Source organism: Nocardia sp. NPDC047654 (assembly GCF_043205035.1).
Taxonomy (GTDB): Bacteria; Actinomycetota; Actinomycetes; order Mycobacteriales; family Mycobacteriaceae; genus Nocardia.
This window is the reverse complement of record NZ_JBIDDF010000004.1, coordinates 228493-243433: the sequence shown is the minus strand read 5'-3', so window position 1 is coordinate 243433 and position 14941 is coordinate 228493. Positions and strand designations below refer to the sequence as shown.

The 14941-nt window shown below is 68.7% G+C and carries 14 protein-coding genes and 1 tRNA gene; 4 read left to right on the top strand and 11 right to left on the bottom strand.

The window, feature by feature from the left end:
- Window positions 1–241: 241 nt before the first annotated feature.
- The 3 genes from ACGF7Y_RS16845 to ACGF7Y_RS16835 form a co-directional block, all read right to left on the bottom strand.
- Window positions 242–316: transfer RNA gene (locus ACGF7Y_RS16845), tRNA-Thr, on the bottom strand.
- Between the two features lie 254 nt (window positions 317–570).
- Entirely contained in the window at window positions 571–813 is a 243-nt protein-coding gene (locus tag ACGF7Y_RS16840; protein WP_011207082.1) for an MbtH family protein, read from the bottom strand.
- 169 nt (window positions 814–982) lie between these two features.
- Window positions 983–1801, bottom strand: coding sequence for an alpha/beta fold hydrolase (locus ACGF7Y_RS16835; RefSeq protein ID WP_391464729.1), 819 nt, complete (start codon window positions 1799–1801; stop codon window positions 983–985).
- 189 nt (window positions 1802–1990) lie between these two features.
- Here ACGF7Y_RS16835 and ACGF7Y_RS16830 point away from each other — a divergent pair, with 189 nt between their 5' ends.
- The 4 genes from ACGF7Y_RS16830 (at window position 1991) to ACGF7Y_RS16815 (ending at window position 6049) form a co-directional block, all read left to right on the top strand.
- The gene (locus tag ACGF7Y_RS16830) at window positions 1991–2161 is read left to right on the top strand and encodes a hypothetical protein (protein WP_168434172.1); all 171 of its coding nucleotides are present in this window, start codon (window positions 1991–1993) and stop codon (window positions 2159–2161) included.
- Between the two features lie 84 nt (window positions 2162–2245).
- On the top strand, window positions 2246–3796 hold the full coding sequence (locus ACGF7Y_RS16825) for a trehalose-6-phosphate synthase (protein ID WP_393234676.1): 1551 nt from the start codon (window positions 2246–2248) through the stop codon (window positions 3794–3796).
- A gap of 67 nt (window positions 3797–3863) precedes the next feature.
- Entirely contained in the window at window positions 3864–4595 is a 732-nt protein-coding gene (locus ACGF7Y_RS16820; protein ID WP_393234518.1) for a response regulator transcription factor, read from the top strand.
- On the top strand, window positions 4592–6049 hold the full coding sequence (locus ACGF7Y_RS16815) for a sensor histidine kinase (RefSeq protein ID WP_393234516.1): 1458 nt from the start codon (window positions 4592–4594) through the stop codon (window positions 6047–6049). Before ACGF7Y_RS16820 ends, ACGF7Y_RS16815 begins: the two co-directional genes overlap by 4 nt.
- Window positions 6050–6078: 29 nt before the next feature.
- On the opposite strand, the gene ACGF7Y_RS16810 is transcribed toward ACGF7Y_RS16815, so the two are convergent.
- The 8 genes from ACGF7Y_RS16810 to ACGF7Y_RS16775 form a co-directional block, all read right to left on the bottom strand.
- Window positions 6079–6585 carry a h domain protein gene (locus ACGF7Y_RS16810; RefSeq protein WP_393234514.1) on the bottom strand — a complete coding sequence of 169 codons (507 nt, stop codon included), beginning with the start codon at window positions 6583–6585 and terminating at the stop codon, window positions 6079–6081.
- A complete protein-coding gene (locus ACGF7Y_RS16805) occupies window positions 6582–7625 on the bottom strand; it encodes a hypothetical protein (protein ID WP_393234511.1) in 1044 nt (347 codons plus the stop codon). The genes ACGF7Y_RS16810 and ACGF7Y_RS16805 overlap by 4 nt, the downstream gene beginning before the upstream one ends.
- A complete protein-coding gene (locus tag ACGF7Y_RS16800; protein WP_393234509.1) occupies window positions 7622–9046 on the bottom strand; it encodes an MCE family protein in 1425 nt (474 codons plus the stop codon). The genes ACGF7Y_RS16805 and ACGF7Y_RS16800 overlap by 4 nt, the downstream gene beginning before the upstream one ends.
- Window positions 9043–10296 carry an MCE family protein gene (locus ACGF7Y_RS16795; RefSeq protein WP_393234506.1) on the bottom strand — a complete coding sequence of 418 codons (1254 nt, stop codon included), beginning with the start codon at window positions 10294–10296 and terminating at the stop codon, window positions 9043–9045. Before ACGF7Y_RS16795 ends, ACGF7Y_RS16800 begins: the two co-directional genes overlap by 4 nt.
- The gene (locus ACGF7Y_RS16790) at window positions 10293–11564 is read right to left on the bottom strand and encodes an MCE family protein (RefSeq protein ID WP_393234504.1); all 1272 of its coding nucleotides are present in this window, start codon (window positions 11562–11564) and stop codon (window positions 10293–10295) included. Before ACGF7Y_RS16790 ends, ACGF7Y_RS16795 begins: the two co-directional genes overlap by 4 nt.
- A 79-nt stretch (window positions 11565–11643) precedes the next feature.
- On the bottom strand, window positions 11644–12705 hold the full coding sequence (locus ACGF7Y_RS16785; RefSeq protein ID WP_393234501.1) for an MCE family protein: 1062 nt from the start codon (window positions 12703–12705) through the stop codon (window positions 11644–11646).
- Complete coding sequence (locus tag ACGF7Y_RS16780; RefSeq protein WP_393234499.1) at window positions 12702–13730, bottom strand: MCE family protein; 1029 nt, start codon at window positions 13728–13730, stop codon at window positions 12702–12704. The genes ACGF7Y_RS16785 and ACGF7Y_RS16780 overlap by 4 nt, the downstream gene beginning before the upstream one ends.
- Window positions 13727–14941: an MCE family protein gene (locus tag ACGF7Y_RS16775; RefSeq protein WP_393234496.1), complete on the bottom strand. Its 1215-nt coding sequence runs from the start codon at window positions 14939–14941 to the stop codon at window positions 13727–13729. Before ACGF7Y_RS16775 ends, ACGF7Y_RS16780 begins: the two co-directional genes overlap by 4 nt.

The following is a 14941-nucleotide window of genomic DNA, read 5'->3' as shown; positions in this document are numbered from 1 at the left end:
CAACACCGGGCACGGCCTCTACCACTGAGCTCAGACGCGCAGCGGCTGCGACATGGAGCCCCCTGTCAGGATTGAACTGACGACCGCTCGCTTACAACACCGGGCACGGCCTCTACCACTGAGCTCAGACGCGCAGCGGCTGCGACATCTAGCCCCCTGTCAGGATTGAACTGACGACCGCTCGCTTACAACACCGGGCACGGCCTCTACCACTGAGCTCAGACGCGCAGCGGCTGCGACATGGAGCCCCCTGTCAGGATTGAACTGACGACCGCTCGCTTACAAGGCGAGTGCTCTACCACTGAGCTAAGGAGGCGGGAAAGCGGTTGTCATCATAACCGGGGGCGCTGTCCGGGCGACAGCGGAACCGCGTTCGGCGCCGAACGCGACCATTACGACCGGACAACCGCTTTCGAGTGAAGCGAGATCGAGCATTGCTCGTTCGCGACCCCACTCAGGCCCGAGCGACCGGCCCGCCCACGACGAAGTCGGCGGCGGCGGTCGCTCGGACGCGAGACATGACGGGACCACGAACCTGCCGCGCCGGGAGCGCGGCACTCGGAGGACCGATCAGGACTGGGCGCCCTGACGAGCCGCGTCGTCGGCGGCCATGGCGTCGCGCAGGCTCTTCGGACGCATGTCGGTCCAGTTCTTCTCCACGTACTCGACACAAGCGGCGCGGCTGTCCTCGCCGAACACGACTCGCCATCCGGCTGGAACCTCTGCGAAGGCCGGCCACAGGGAATGCTGTTCCTCGTCGTTGACCAGGACGAAGAAGCGGCCGTCTTCATCATCGAAGGGGTTGGTGCTCAATTTCACCTCACTGGATACTGGCGCTATGTACGGGATCGCTCCTGGTTCACCCGGTGCCGGGCTGCTGTGAACCCTTGACACCGAGAGACCCCGAGCGTTGTTTCGACACTAGCAAGCAAGACGTTACGCCTGGGCGGTTACCTAGGCCGCCACCCCGGCCGACTCACAATCAACCCGCGAAGAAGTCCAAGAGAATCTTGTTGACCGCCTCGGGCCGCTCCAAATACCCGAAATGCCCCGCGTCCGGTATCTCCTGGTACCGCGCACCCGGAATCACGGCGGCGATCTCCCTGGACAGATACGGCGGAATCATCCGGTCGTCGGCGAATCCGACCGAAAGACAAGGCACGCGGATCGCCCGGTAGGCCTGCACCCGGTCGAAATCGTGGTCCATCCTGCGCTGGGCGCGAATGCCGGGCGTGACCGGTCCTCCGGTGAACTCGAACAGGTCGAGCCAGTCGCGCGCGGCGTTCGTGTCGGCCATGGTCGCGGGCGAGAGATTCATGACCGCGGTGATCGCCGCCTCATATTTCGGCGGCAGTTTCACCCCGGCGGCGTCGAGTTCGTGTTCGCCGAGCGAAAGCGTCTTCTGGAACTGGTCCAGCCGCCCGTGGCCGGCCATGAACACCGCCTTGCGCACCAGGTCGGGGCGGGCCAGCGCCAGCTCCTGCGCCACGCGCGCCCCCATCGAGGTGCCCACCACCAGCGCCGGGCCCTCGTCCAGGAATTCGATCAGGGCCGCGGTGTCGGCGACCAGCTCGTCGATGGTCATGCCCGAGGCGGCCTCGAACGACGGCGCGATCCCGCGATTGTCGAACGTGCACACCCGGTAACCGGCCGCGACCAGGGCGGGAACCTGGTGCAGCTCCCACACTCGGCCGGGACTGCCGGTGCCCATGATCATGACCACGAGCGGCGCGGAGCCCTTGGCGCGGTCACCCTTCACCTGATAGTTGAGGGAAATCCCGTTCACCGTGGCCAGCGGCATGTCGACCCTTTCGTGGAGAGTTGGTGCTGGTTCCCACGGTATAGGGACCGGCGCGGCAGACGCATCGACCGGGGTGCCCCGGCGGCGCGTGCCGCCTTTCGGCCAGCGCCCCGGCGGACGCACCCTCCAGCGTCGCATACCATTGGCTTTTCGCAGGGTAAGAGCGCACTGAGCCGGGAGGACTTGACGATGGCCGTGAAGGGCAGCGCGAACGACATTGCGGACGACGATCTGGAACCGCTCGCCGACGAAACCGCGCGTCAGGCGCAGCGGGTGGTCGCGGCATACGCCGAGGACGCCGATGAGTGCCGGATGTTGTTGTCCATGCTGGGTATTGGACCGAACGCGCGAGGCGAATAGTCTCGTTCTCGACGCCAACGGCGACGTCGACTACACAACTCCAGCGGGATGAAGCAACGCGCAAAGGATGCGTGAGTGGACCAGATGAATCCGTCCGACGACTCCGAGCAAGCCAGAGACACTTCGACTGCTGACGCCGCGAGGGAGAACAACAGCTCCGGGGCGGGCTCCGGTTTCGTCGTCGTCGCCAACCGGCTCCCCGTCGACCTCGAACGACTGCCCGACGGCAGCACTCGATGGAAGCGCAGCCCGGGCGGTCTGGTGACCGCGCTGGAATCGGTTCTGCGCAACAACAAGGGGGCGTGGGTCGGCTGGGCCGGGGTCCCCAACGTCGACGTGGACCCGATCATCGAGGACGGCCTGGAACTGCATCCGGTCCCGCTGTCCGCGGACGAGGTGGCCGACTACTACGAGGGCTTCTCCAACGGCACGCTGTGGCCGCTCTACCACGACGTGATCGTGCGGCCGGTGTACGACCGCAAATGGTGGAGCGCCTACGTCACAGTGAACCGGCGCTTCGCCGAGGCCACCGCCAAAGTCGCCGCCGAGGGCGCGACCGTGTGGGTGCAGGACTATCAGCTCCAGCTGGTGCCCAAGATGCTGCGCATGCTGCGCCCGGACCTGACCATCGGTTTCTTCCTGCACATTCCGTTCCCGCCGGTCGAGCTGTTCATGCAGATGCCGTGGCGCACGGAGATCGTGGAGGGCCTGCTCGGCGCCGACCTCATCGGCTTCCACCTGCCCGGCGGGGCGCAGAACTTCCTCTATCTGGCCCGCAGGCTGGCCGGGCAGCCGACCTCGCGTGGCTCGATCGGCGTGCGCTCCAAGCTCGGCGTCGTCCAGGTGGGGTTCCGCACGGTGCGGGTGGGCGCGTTCCCCATCTCGATCGCCTCCGCCGAACTGGACGAGCATTCCAGGCGCAGGTCGGTGCGCGAACGCGCCGCCAAGATCCGGGCCGAGCTGGGCAACCCGAAGACCATCCTGCTCGGCGTGGACCGGCTGGACTACACCAAGGGCATCGACATCCGCCTCAACGCGCTCGAGGAGCTGCTCCTCGAGGGCCGGATCGATCCCGCCGACACGGTCATGATCCAGCTGGCCACACCCAGTCGCGAGCGGGTCGAAAGCTACATCCAGATGCGCGGCGACATCGAACGCCAGGTCGGCCGGATCAACGGCGAGTTCGCCCGGGTCGGCTACCCGGTGGTGCACTACCTGCACCGTCCGATCCCGCGCGACGAGCTGGTCGCGTTCTTCGTGGCCGCCGACGTGATGCTGGTGACGCCGCTGCGCGACGGCATGAACCTCGTCGCCAAGGAGTACGTCGCGTGCCACAGCGGGCTCAACGGCGCCCTGGTGCTGAGCGAGTTCACCGGCGCGGCGGCCGAGCTGCGGCAGGCGTACCTGTGCAACCCACACGACCTGGACGACGTGAAGGACGCCATCGTCGCGGCTGTCGAGGACGAGCGCGACGTCAAGCGCAGGCGGATGCGTTCGATGCGCAGGCAAGTGCTCGCCCACGACGTGGATCGCTGGGCGCGCGCCTTCCTCGACGCCTTGGCCCAGGACCAGGTCGCGGGCAGCGCGCTGCTGACCGACGACGACGTCTACCCCGAGGACCGCGACCCACGCTGAGGCCGTTCACAGAAATCACCCAGCTTCGGTCCAGGAACTTCGCAGCCGGATACCGGACCATTTAGCCATGAGTGGTGCCCCCGTGCAGCAGACACCCGAGGCCAGGGTCCTGGTGGTCGACGACGAGCCGATGATCGTCGAACTGCTCGCGGTGAGCCTGCGCTACCAGGGCTTCGAAGTGGACATCGCGGCCGACGGCGCCCAAGCGCTGGACAAGGCGCGCTCCTTCCGTCCCCAGGCCCTCATCGTGGACGTGATGATGCCCGGCATGGACGGCTTCGGCCTGCTGCGCAGGTTGCGCGCCGACGGTGTCGACGCGCCCGTGCTGTTCCTGACCGCGCGCGACGACGTGCAGGACAAGATCACCGGCCTCACCCTGGGCGCCGACGACTACGTCACCAAGCCGTTCAGCCTGGAAGAGGTGGTGGCCCGGCTGCGCGTCATCCTGCGCCGCGCGGGTCACGCGGCCCCGCAGCGGGAGAGCTCCCGTCTGCGCTTCGAGGACATCGAGCTCGACGACGACACCCACGAGGTGTGGAAGGCGGGTGAACCGGTCGCGCTGTCGCCCACCGAATTCACGCTGCTGCGCTACTTCATGGTCAACGCGGGCACCGTGCTGAGCAAGCCGCGCATCCTCGACCACGTCTGGCGCTACGACTTCGGCGGCGAGGTCGGCGTGGTGGAAACCTACGTCTCCTACCTGCGCAAAAAGGTCGACACCGGCAACACGCGGCTGATCCACACCTTGCGCGGCGTCGGTTACGTGATGCGCGCGCCCCATCGCAAGAGCGGTTCATGAGCCCGAGCCGGATCGTCGTGGTGCGTGCGAAGGTCTCCGGCTTCTTATCCGCGATTCCATTGCGCGGGACCTTGACGATCCTGCTGGTGCTCACCGCCGGGCTCGGCCTGCTCGTCTCCGGCATGGTGGTCACCTCGGCCTTGGAAGGCCAGTTGACCAACCGAACCGACCAGCAGTTGCGCCAGGGCGCGATGGAATGGTCCAGGCGCCCGCCTCCGCCACCGGTGCTGCCGCCCGAGCCGCGTCACGCCCCGAGCCAGTTCTACGTGCGCTCGATGCGCACCGACGGGCGCCTGTTCCTCGTCCCGGCGTTCGCCGTCGACTCCGAACCCGACCTGCCCGCGACCCCGCCGTCCGGCCCGTACACCGTCGGCTCCGTGAACGGAGGGCCGATCCAGTGGCGTGTGCTGACGCTGCGCACGCCGGAGGGCACGACGACGGTCGCGCTGCCGCTCACGCAGAACACCGACACCGTGCACCGGCTCGTGATGCTCGAGCTGATCGTCGGGGCGATAGTCCTGGCCGTGCTGGCGGTGCTCGCGTATTTCCTGGTGCGGCGCAGTCTTCGTCCGCTGCGCCGGGTGGAGAGCACCGCCGCGGCCATCGCACGCGGCGACCTGCACCGCCGCGTGCCGGTGCGCGATACCAACACCGAGGTCGACCGGCTGTCCAGATCGCTGAACGGAATGCTGGCGCAGATCCAGCGCGCGTTCACCGCGACCGCCGCGTCCGAGGAAGCGGCACGCAAGTCCGAGGAGCGCATGCGCCGTTTCATCGCCGACGCCAGCCACGAGCTGCGCACGCCGTTGACGACCATCCGCGGGTTCGCCGAACTGTATCGCCAGGGCGCCACCGACGATCCCGCCGCGTTCATGGACCGCATCGAGCGCGAATCCCAGCGGATGGGCGTGCTGGTGGAAGACCTGCTGATGCTCGCGCGGCTGGATGCCCAGCGCCCGCTCGAACTCGGCCCGGTGGACCTGCTCGCCGTCGCCAGCGACGCCGTGCACAACGCACGCGCCGTGGTCGCCGCCGGACATACCGACGGTCCCGTCCGCACCATCGAACTGAAGATCGAACCGGGCGAGGGAACGCTCGAGGTGATCGGCGACGAGGCGCGGCTGCGCCAGGTCTTGGGCAACCTGCTGAACAACGCCGTCACGCACACCGCGCCCGACGCGAAGGTGACCGTGCGGCTGGCTCCCGGCGCCGACGACGTGCGGCTCGAGGTGGCCGATACCGGTCCCGGCCTGCCCCGGGAGGAGGCAGAACGCGTCTTCGAGCGCTTCTACCGCACCGATACCTCCCGCGCGCGAACCAGCGGCGGCACCGGGCTCGGCTTGTCCATCGTGCAGGCGCTGGTGACCGCGCACGGCGGCGAGGTCGGCGTGCGCAGTTCGCCCGAGGCGGGGACGACGTTCACGGTGCGGCTGCCACGCAGGCTGCCGGAGTGACCCTGGCGAATTCGCCGGCTCCGCCGGACTCAGACCGGGGTAACCGCCGAGACCAACCAGTGCGAGTCCGCCTTCGTCAGAGTCACGCGCACACGACTGCCGGTGGTGGTGCCCTGCGGGGTGTCCTTGCTCGTCATCACCTGGTTGAGGAACAGCAGCACCTGCGCGTGCGAACGGTCCGCGGAGATGACACCGCCCGCCTGGGTGGTCGCGGTGACGGTGAGCTGCTTCTCCTTGGCTCCCGGCGCGATCTGCTTGTCGATCAGCGTCAGATAGTCGTCGCGGAAGTCACCGGTCAGGTTGTCGGCGGACTTGCGCAGTTCGGTGTCCACGGTCTGCGGGTTGTAGGTGAACATGGCCTCGAGGGTGCGTCCCGCCGTCGCGACCGCGTCCGCGCGCGACCGCTCGGCCTGCCGGTCGTCCCAGTAGCGGTAACCGTTGACGCCGCCGATCACCGCGGCCGCGGCGACCACGACACCGAGTACCGCGAGCAGGATCTTGGCCCGAATTCCGTTCATGCTGCGTCCGCCGGTCATGCCACGAACTCCACATTGGACACGGTCAGCCCGGAATCGCCGCGGGACACGGTGACCCGGAACCGGTAATACCTGGTCTGCGGCTCGGCCTGGCCCGCGTTGGTGAGCGTCTGCTTGGCGGCGACCAGCACCCGCCCGGAGCGATCGTCGTCGCTCTCCAGCGCGGCCTCCACGATCTCGCCGCTGGAGACCACCTTGGCCTGCTGCACGATGCTGGTGAACGGGTCGACCCGCCCGTCGAACTCGGTCTTGAACTCACCCGAGGCCAGCGACAGGATCCGGTCGATGTCCTGCTTGGCGGAATCGGCGCGGATGGTGGTCAGATTGACGATCGCCTGCCGGGCGGTTTCCACGTATTCCGCGCGGCGCTCGTCGCGTTCGTGCGCCGAGCGCATCGCGAGCACCGAGAGGGTCGCGCCGCAGACGAGCGCGACGACCAGCAGCGCGGCGGCGGCCATCGCGAGAATGCGCGGGAGGCCGCGGCTCTTGCTCGGAGCGGGCTCCTGCTCGGACGGCGACTCGGCAGCGGCTTTCGTCATGCTGACCGTCGCCTTGTCCGCGTCGGGGGTCGAGTCGTCCGTGCCCGGTTCCGGTGAGCTCGGGGGGCCCGACTCGACACCGACGGTGCTCGGCTCGGCGTCCGCGTCGGCGGGTTCGGCCGAGCGGTCGGAAGAGACCTCCGCGGGCGTGGCCTTCCCATCGTCTGCGGCCGTGGTCTCGGCGGCGGCGACTACGGTCTCCGCGTCCGTGGCAGCCGTGGTTTTCGCACCCGTAGCAACGGGGGTCTTCGCATCGCGCGCGGCGTGGGTCGCGGGCGCGGCGTCTCTCACAGTCGCGGCGTCGCTCACAGTCGCGGGCGCGGCGTGGGTCGCACTCGCGGCGTCGCTCGAAGGCGCGGGCGCGGCGTGGGTCGCACTCGCGGCGTCGCTCGAAGGCGCGGGCGCGGCGTCTGTGGGGGTCGCGTTCTCCTCGACCGGCGGCCCGGCCGAGCGCACCGCACGACGCCGCGTGCGGTGACCTTCTCCGTTGCTGTCACTCATCGTTGCTGCTCCTCGAGCATCGCCTGCCAGCTCGACGGTACCGTGCCCGAACCGCTCGGTCCGATATCGCCCTGTCGGTATGTCCGCCCGTCGGGACCGATGTAGACGCCGCTGTCCGGGTCGTACGCTCGGGCGGCGGCCGGTGTGCCGCCGCCGTAACTCGCCGGCGCCACGACGGGCGGCTCATCGGCGGGCGCGGCCGCGGGCGCGACCGGCCGCGGCGGCCCGAACGGCGGGTTGTCACCCAACGGAACGTACCCCGTCCGGCACATCTCCGGCGTCGGAGCGCGCACACCGGGCACTTCGACGCACGGCGTGTTCCGGATGCCGCGCACCGCTTCGGGAGCGTCTTGCGGCACCTTGCAGTACAGGCCGGAAGGCGTGGGCGGGGTGTCGAGTTCGCTCGGCGAGCGGCGCTGGTCGGGCGGGAGGAAGCCGGTCGTGCAGGCGGGCGGGTCGTTGACCAACGCCATGAAGTCGACCAAGGCTCCGTATTCGAGCGGGCCGCGTACCGCGGTGAGCAGCGCGGCGACCAGCGGCGGATAGACCACCAGGATCTGCTCGAGTCCCGCGTGATAGGTGACCGCGACCTGGCCGACGCTGACCAGGTTCGACAGCAGCAGAGGCAGCGTCGGACGCAGATCCTCGAACAGGTTGGTCACCCGTTGCATCGCGGACGGGCCCTCGCGCAACACGCCGCGTAGCGCGGGGTCGTGACCGCGCAGCTGGTCGGTGACGGTCGCCAGATCGGCGGTCCAGGAACGGATCGCCGCGTCCGAACGGGTCTGGGTATCCAGCAGCGGCCCGATCTGGTCGAGCAACTGCTTCGTCGGTTCGGCGTTCGCCTGCGCCTCCTGCACCAGCAGCGACGCGGAGTCGATGAATCGTTGCAGGTCCGGTCCGGCGCCGTTGAACGCGAGGAACGCCTCGTCGATGACCTGCCGCAGCCGGGTGTCCGCCACGCTCGACAGCAACCGGTCGGCTTGGTCCAGCAGCGCGCCGACGTCTTGGGGCAGCTTGGTGCGCTCCACCGGGATTACGCTGCCATCGCGCAGGTTCCCGCCCGTGCGGTGCTCGGCGGGGACCAGATCCACGTACTGCTCGCCGACCGCGGAGACACTGCGCACCCACGCGTCGACGTCGGAGGGAATCTTGTAGTCGCTGGCGATGGACAGTTTCGCGTCCACGCCGACCGGCGTGAGCCGCACCTCCTTCACCACGCCGACATTCGTGCCGCGATACGCGACATTGGCCGTCGGGTAGAGGCCGCCGGTCGCGGCCAGCTTCACCGTGACCTCGTAGCGCCCGATGCCGAACATCGCGGGCACCTTCACGTATGTGCCGCCCATGACCACCAGGCCGATCACCGTCAGCACGGAGAAGATGATCAGCTGGGTACGGACGAACCGGGTGAGCGTCACTGGCCCGGACCCCCTTGCGGCGCGGAGTTGCCCGGCATGGGCACGGTCAATCCGGGAATGGCGGGCAGGCCGGGGATCGGCGGCAGTCCCGGGATGGTCGGGGCGGGCTGGCTCGCCGCGGGCGGCGGCGCCTGCAACGGCCCGGTGGCCGGGTCGCCGTTCTGCGCGGCCGTGCCCGGCGCGAAGCTGCCGAGAGCGCCTTCCACGCCGCCGAACCGTCCGCCCAGCGGCGTGCCGGTGAGGAAGTTCGAATCCAGCCGCTTGCCGGTGATATCCACGGTCATGAACAGGTTCAGGTAGTCGCCCTTGATCGCGTGGTCCAGGTTCTTCATCGGGAACGGGAAGGTGGCCAGGATCTTCAGCGCCTCGGTCAGGTCGCCGCCGGTGTCCGACAGCGATTTCAGCGCGGGCACGAGGCTGCGCAGGTTGGCCTTCAGGTCCTCGCCGCTGGCGTCGACGACGCGCCGGACGACGTCGCTCAGCTCGCCGAGCGCGGTGAGCGCCCTGGTGATGTTCGCGCGGCGGTCGGCGAGCACGGTCAACGCCGGATGGATCTGCTCGATGGCCGCCGCCACCACGTCACGCTGCTCGGCGAGCTGACCGCCGAGCCGGTCCAGCCCGCTCATCGCCGCGATGATGTCGCCGGTCTGGCGGTCCAGGTTCGTGGTGAGCTCGTTCAGCTGCGGCAGCAGGTCTCGGATGGCCTCCTCGCGCCCGGTGAGTGCCGAATTGAGTTCGTGGGTGATGGTTTCCAGCTGCGCGACGCCGCCGCCGTTGAGCACCACCGACAGCGAGGACAGCACCTGCTCGGTGGTCGGGTAAATCCCGGCGCGCGCCAGCGGGATGACATCGCCCGCCCGCAACCGGCCTTCGGGAGCCTGATCCGTCGGCTCGGCGAGCTCGAGATGGTTCGACCCGAGCAAACTGGTCTGCCCGATCTTGGCGACGGCGTTCGCCGGCAGCTGCACGTCCGGGTTCAGCGTGACGGTGACCAGCGCGTGCCAGTCCTCCACCTCGATCCTCGACACCGTGCCGACCGCCACGTCGTGCACCCGGACGGGGGAATTCCGGGTCAGCGTGGTCACATTCGGCATCTGGACACGCACTTCGTAGGATCCCGGCGCGGTGCCCTCGGTGCCGGGCATGGGCAGCGAATTCAGTCCGTCCCACGCACAGCCGGAGACGCCGAGCGCCACCGCCAGCCCCACCGCGACCGCGGCGGTGCGGCGCAATCGCCGCGTCGACGTCATCGCACTCCTCCCGGAATGGCCAGTCCGGCGAGACCGCTGGGCACGCTCACCGGAGCGGGCTGCGGCTGCGCGGGAGTCTGGCTCTGCACCCGATCGGCCAGGCTGGGATCGGTGTAGACCAGCTGGTCGGGGAACGCGGTCACGCCGCTGGCCGGGTTCGTCATGATCGGTACGTAGTTCATGCTCAGGCTGTTGATGACCGGCGCGAGGTACTGCGCGCAGAGGTCGGCGCTGCGATCGGCGTCGTTGGTCTCCAGCGCGCGGACCGAGCCGCACAGGAACCCGAGCGGGTCGGCCGGGTTGTTCAGCGCGATCGCGCCGGTCAGAGTGCCTTGGGCGGGCTTGTAGATCTGGTAGAAGTTCACCAGCGCGGTCGGGCCGGAGTGCAGTACGCGTTCCAGCTCGGGCCGTTTGTCGACAAGCACCTGGGTGGCGTCGGCCAGCCGCTGCACGCCTTCGGTGAGTTCGGCGCCGCTGCCGTCGATGAACCGGCGCACGTCGACGATCGCGGCGTCCAGATTGTCCAGTCCCGCGCCGAGATCGGCCGAGACCCCGGCCAGCACCGAGGACACCGACGCCAGCCGTCCGCCGAACTGCACGATCTGCTCGTTGCTCGCCGACAGCAAGTCGACGAACTTCTGTAGGTTGCGCACCGTGCCGAACAGGTCGGTGCGCCCGTCGGAGAGCGTGCTCAAGGTGGCCGACAGTTCCCGCAGGGTGTCGCGGAACCGCTGCCCGTTGCCGTCGAGGTTGTCGGCGGCGGTGTCGACGAAGCGGCCGAAGGACCCCTGCTTGTCGTCACCGACCGGACCGAGGGCGGTGGCCAGCTTGGACAGCTCGGCCTTGATGTCGTCCCACTCGACCGGCACCGCGGTGTGCTCGATCGGGATCACACTGCCGTCCTTCAGCTTCGGTCCGCCGGTGTAGGCGGGCGCGATCTGGATGAAACGCGCCGAGACCAGCGACGGCGAGATGATCACCGCCTTCGGGTCGGCGGGGACGTCGATTCCGCGATCGAGGGTCATGGTCACCTTCACCCGGTCGGCACCGGGCTCGATCGAGTCGATCCGGCCGACCTTGACGCCGAGCACCCGCACGTCGTCACCCGCGTACAGGCCCGAGGTGGACGGGAAATAGGCGGTGACCTTGGTGGTCCCGATCCGCGTAATACCGGTCCACGCGACCGCGACCACGAGCGCCGCGACGACCACTCCGGCCAGCACCAGCGCCCAGCGGGGCAGTTTCCGTACGACGTTCAGCATGCGCATCCCCCCGGACGCGACTCCGCCGTCGTCGCCGAGCCATCGACGGCTCGAGACGGGTACAGGATGGACGGGTAATGCCCACTCATCGCGGCGGCTCCTGTATCGCGGGTTCGATCGACGGGGACGGCGTGAGGTAGCTCTGCAGATCGTTCGGCAGGTGCTGCGGCCACACCAGCGCGTCCACCAGCGGTTGCAGCGTCTTGCTCGCGGCATTGATCACGTACGCCTGGAAGTAGGGGCCGCTGCCCACCTGCTCACCGAGCGCGGCGGCGAACGGGCCGAGACCGTCCAGCGCGTCGGCGAGGTTCTGTTTGTTGCGCTGCAACAGCGCCAGTACCGAATTCAACTTGTCCAACGCGGGTTTCAGCTGTGCCTCGTTGTCGGCGACCAAGCCGGACAGCTGCTGGGCGAGTCCGTTGACGTAGACGATCAGCTGCCCGAGCGCGGTGCGCCGCCGGTCCAGCTCGCCGAGCAGCTCGTTGCCGTCGAGGATCAGCGCGTTGATCTGGTTGCCGCGGTCGGCGAGGATCTTCGTCACGTTCTGCGCCCGCTTCAGCAGATCGGTCAGCGCCTGGTCGCGCGCGTTGATGCTGCGGGAGAGCGCGGTGACGCCGTCGAGCGCCGAGCGCAACGGCGCGGGGGTGTCGGCGAAGGTCGCCGAGAGCGCGTCGAGGGTCTGGTCGACCCGGTCCAGGTCCAGGTCGTGCACCGTTCCCGCCAGGTCGCTCAGCGCCTCGTTCAGCGAATACGGCGACGTGGTGCGCTCCAGCGGGATGGTGTCGTCGGTGCGCAGCGCGCCGGGGCCGGACGGCGTCACCTCCAGCGATTTGCGTCCGAGCACCGTGTTGGTCTTGATCGCCGCCGAGGTCTTCTCGCCCAGCACGATCGACTCGGAGAGGGTGAATCGGACGAGCACTTTCGCGCCGTCCAGGCCGACCTCCTCCACCCGTCCGGACCGCACGCCCGCGACCTGCACCGCGTCACCGGGGAGCAGTCCGCCCGCGTCGGCGAAGTAGGCGGTGAACGTCGCGCCGGAACGAATGAACGGCAGGCGGTCGAATTGCAGTGCCGACAACGCCACCGCCACCGCGAGCACGAGGCCGACGATGCCGATGGTGATGGCGGATGATCGCTGCTCTTTCATCGGTTGTCCGCACACCTTCCGGTCGTCTGCGCCCCGGGCATGTTGATCTTCATCGTCTGTCCGTTCGGGCCGTCCACCAGGAAGTTCGTCGAGCAGACGTAGAGCTGGAGGAAGGAGCCGTAGGAGCCGATGCGGATCAGCTGGCGATAGGTCGACGGCAGCCGTTCCAGGACCCACTGCACCGTGTCCGACCCGGCGTCGAGGTTCGTGGCCAGTCGTCCGGTCTGCTCGATGGTGCCCCGCAGATCGGGGCGCGCCTGGGCGAGCAGGTCGGTCAGGTCGCCGGTGGCCCCGGCGATCCGCGGGATCGCGTCACCGATCTGGTCTTTGTCGGCCGCCAGTCCGCTGATCAGGCGCTGTAGTTCGGCGATCGTGGTGGCGAACTGGTCGCCGCGCTGATCGATGGTCTGCAGCACCGCGTTCAGGTTGTTGATCACGCTGCCGATCAGCGCGTCCCGGTCGGCGAGCGTCTTGGCGAACGAACCGCCGCTGTTGAGCAGGGACACCAGCGTGCCGCCCTGGCCCTGGAAGATCTGCAGCAGCGCGTTGGTCAGGTCGTTCACCTGGCCGGGGTCGAGGCCGCGCAGCAGCGGCCGGAAACCGCCGAGCAGCATGTCCAGATCGAGTGCGGGCGCGGTCTGTTCCTTGACGATGGTGCCGCCGGGCTGCAGGACGCGGTTCGAGCCGGGTCCCTCGGACAGCTCGAGATAGCGGTCGCCGACCAGGTTCTCGTACTTGATCGCCGCCCGGGTGCTGGTGAGCAGCCGGTACTTGCGGTCGACATCGAACTCGACGTGCGCCAGGTAGTCCTTGCCCACCTTCACCGAGGTCACCGAGCCGACCGGCACGCCCGCGATGCGCACCTTCGCCCCGGGCAGCACGCCCGAGGAACTGGTGAACACGGCGTGATAGCCGTTCTCCCTGGCGAAGCGCATCTGGCTGAACACAACCGCCAGACCGGCGAAGATCAGCGCCATCACCAGCGTGAAGATCGCCAGTTTGACGGTGGTCGCGGTGTTCTTCACGGGCGCGGCACCCCCGGTAGTCCGGCGAACAGGAGCTGGAAGATCTTCGGCGGGTTCACACTCAGCGTCGTCGACGGTGTGTACACGTGGCCTTCCGAGGTATCGGTGACGACATAGTCCGAGTGGCTGCCCGGCACCCGGTCCAGCAGGCCCTCGCATCGCGGGCCGCCGGTCGCGTTGACCTTGGGCAGGTCCTCCGGGTAGGTGTACGGCTTCGCGCCGTACATGAAGCCGGTGTTCAGCGCGACGCCTTCCTGCAACCCGCCGAAGACCGCCTCACCCATGGGCAGCGCCTTACCGAGGCCGCCGATCAGGCAGTACAGCGCGGGCGCGTACTCGTCGAGCAGCCCGGTGGTCGGGCGCAGCAGATCCAGCGCGGTGCCGAGCTGATTCTCGTTGTCGCGCAACACCGATCCGGTGGTGTCGGCCAGACCGGTGAGGTTCACCAGAACGTTGTCCAGGCTGTCCTGTTCCTGGGCCAGGGTCTTGCTGGTGACCGTGAAGTTGTCCACCGTGCGCAGCAGGTCGTTCACCGTGTCCGCGTACAGGTCGGTGACCTCGCCGGTCTTCGCCAGATCCTGCCGCAGTGTCGGCAGATACGGGTTGATGTCGCGCAGATAGGCGTCGCTCTGTGTGAGCAGCTCACCGAGTTTCTGCCCCCGGCCCTGCAGCGCCGTGCCGAGCGCGGACAGCGTCGCGTTCAGCTTCTCCGGCTCGATCTTGGCCAGCACGTCCGACAGGTGCTGGAACAGGGTGTTGAACTCGACGGTCACCCGCTGCGCCGTCACGGTCGCGCCCGGCCGCAGCGGGGTGGACGACGGCTGCTGCGGAACGATGAAGTTGATGTACTTCGCGCCGAACACCGTGGTCGACCGGATGTCGACGTCCGCGTTGGCGGGGACCAGTTTCAACAGGTCCGGGTCGAGGGCCAGTTTCAGCCTCGCGCCCTCGGCGGTGTGGTCGACGGACGCGACGCGGCCGATCTCCACCCCGCGCACCTTCACCTTGGCGTCCGGGTCCAGGACCAGGCCGCTGCGCGGCGCGTCCACCGTCACGGTGGCCGTGGGCGTGAACCCGCCGACGAACATGATCATCGCGATCGCGACGATCGCGACCAGCGCGAGCACCATCGTGATGCCGGCCAGTTTCAGGCCGAGCCCGCCGCGTAGCGCCCGCCCCAGGCGGCTTTCCGTTTGCTTCGATTCCGCCAT